The sequence below is a fragment of the Streptococcus sp. HSISS2 genome, assembly GCF_000448665.1.
Classification (GTDB): Bacteria; Bacillota; Bacilli; order Lactobacillales; family Streptococcaceae; genus Streptococcus; species Streptococcus raffinosi.
Window position 1 is genome coordinate 748,254 of sequence record NZ_CM002133.1, and the last position, 1,774, is coordinate 750,027.

The 1,774-nt window shown below is 43.5% G+C and carries 1 protein-coding gene and 1 pseudogene; both read right to left on the reverse strand.

The window, feature by feature from the left end:
- Positions 1–221, reverse strand: a 221-nt coding sequence (locus HSISS2_RS03400; protein ID WP_042766968.1) for a biotin/lipoyl-containing protein, incomplete at its 3' end; no start/stop codon positions are given.
- A gap of 176 nt (positions 222–397) precedes the next feature.
- Positions 398–1,772, reverse strand: a pseudogene (locus HSISS2_RS03405) (dihydrolipoamide acetyltransferase).
- Between the last annotated feature and the right edge of the window lie 2 nt (positions 1,773–1,774).

Here is a 1,774-nt window from a genome sequence, read left to right on the forward strand (position 1 = left end):
CCAATTACCTCAGTTACTGGAACTGTTTCACCAGCCTGACGAGTAATCTTCAAAAGGACACCTGAATCTTCCGCTTCAAGTTCCATGTTCGTCTTATCTGACATGATTTCAAGAAGGATATCTCCCTCATTAACCACATCACCCTCTTGTTTTTTCCACTCGATGATCTCGCCTTCCTGCATATCAACACCAAGCTTAGGCATAATAATCTCAAAAGCCATTTATAAGATACCAAGAGCGACCAGAAAGCGACTGAAAATTAGATGTCCGACACGTCAGCTTGCTGACGTAGACGGACGGTCTATTTTCCAAGCTTTCCGCTCGGGTTCAGTTGAGCCCTCTGGTTCGCCCTCTCCTTTCTATTTCAAAACTTCAGTTTTCAGATATTTTATTTCACTTAAATCAACAATTCCATTGGATTTTCAATCAAATGCTTCAAATCAACCATGAATTTGGCACCATTCATACCATCAACAATACGGTGGTCAATAGTTAAGCAAAGTCCCATAATTGGACGCACGACAACTTCACCATCAACAACAACAGGTGTCTGAATAGTTGCTGAAACACCAAGGATAGCTGAGTTTGGTTGGTTGATTATTGGATTAAATGATTTAGTTCCAAACATTCCCAAGTTAGTAATTGAGAAGGTAGAACCTGACATTTCGGCAGCCTTCAATTTACCAGCTTGAGCTTTTTTAATGACATCCTTAGAGGCCACAACAAACTCGGACAAACTCATCTTATCTGCACCATGAACAACTGGCACAATCAAACCATCATCAAGACCAACGGCAATACCGATATTAACAAATTTATGTAATTCGATATTTTGCGCATCATCAATCAAGGATGCATTGAGGTAACGATGTTCCTCCTTCATAAGGGTACGAACGACTGCTAAACCAATCAAATCAGTGAAAGTCACCTTCATACCAGTCTTGTTCATGATTGGATCAAGGACTTGCTTACGAAGAGCCATAAGGTTAGTCATGTCCACATCATAGTTAAGAGTAAATGTTGGTGCAGTCAAGTATGAATGCGTCATTCCCTTAGAAATCGCCTTACGCATAGCAGACATTGGGATAACTTCCACACCTTCTGGCAAGACTTTTTCAGGTTTAGCTTCAACTGCAGGTGCAGCTGCAGCTTCCTTAACTTGTGCTGGAGCACTGATTGCAAGGACATCTTCCTTAGTAATCTTACCACCAAAGCCTGTTCCAGAAACGGTCGCTAAATCAATACCGAGATCTGCAGCAATCTTACGTGCTAATGGTGTTACCTTAGGTTGAGCACCTTTGAAGTTCTCAACGTCATCTGCATGCACCCGACCTTTTGGTCCAGTTCCCGGAACCTGAGCAAGGTCAATGCCCAACTCACGCGCCACCTTACGAGCCTTAGGCGTTGCACGAACTTTGCCACCTTCGTGTGCAACAGGGGCTTGGGCTTGTGCTGCCACTACAGGTGCTTCCACAGTAGCAACTTCTTCAACTTGCGGTGCAGCTGCTGAAACTGGTGCGCTCGCAGCATTATCAGCCACAACTTCACCTTCTGCTCCGATATAACCAATTACCTCAGTTACTGGAACTGTTTCACCAGCCTGACGAGTAATCTTCAAAAGGACACCTGAATCTTCCGCTTCAAGTTCCATGTTCGTCTTATCTGACATGATTTCAAGAAGGATATCTCCCCTCATTAACCACATCACCTCTGTTTTTCCACTCGATGATCTCGCCTTCCTGCATATCAACACCAAGCTTAGGCATAATAATCT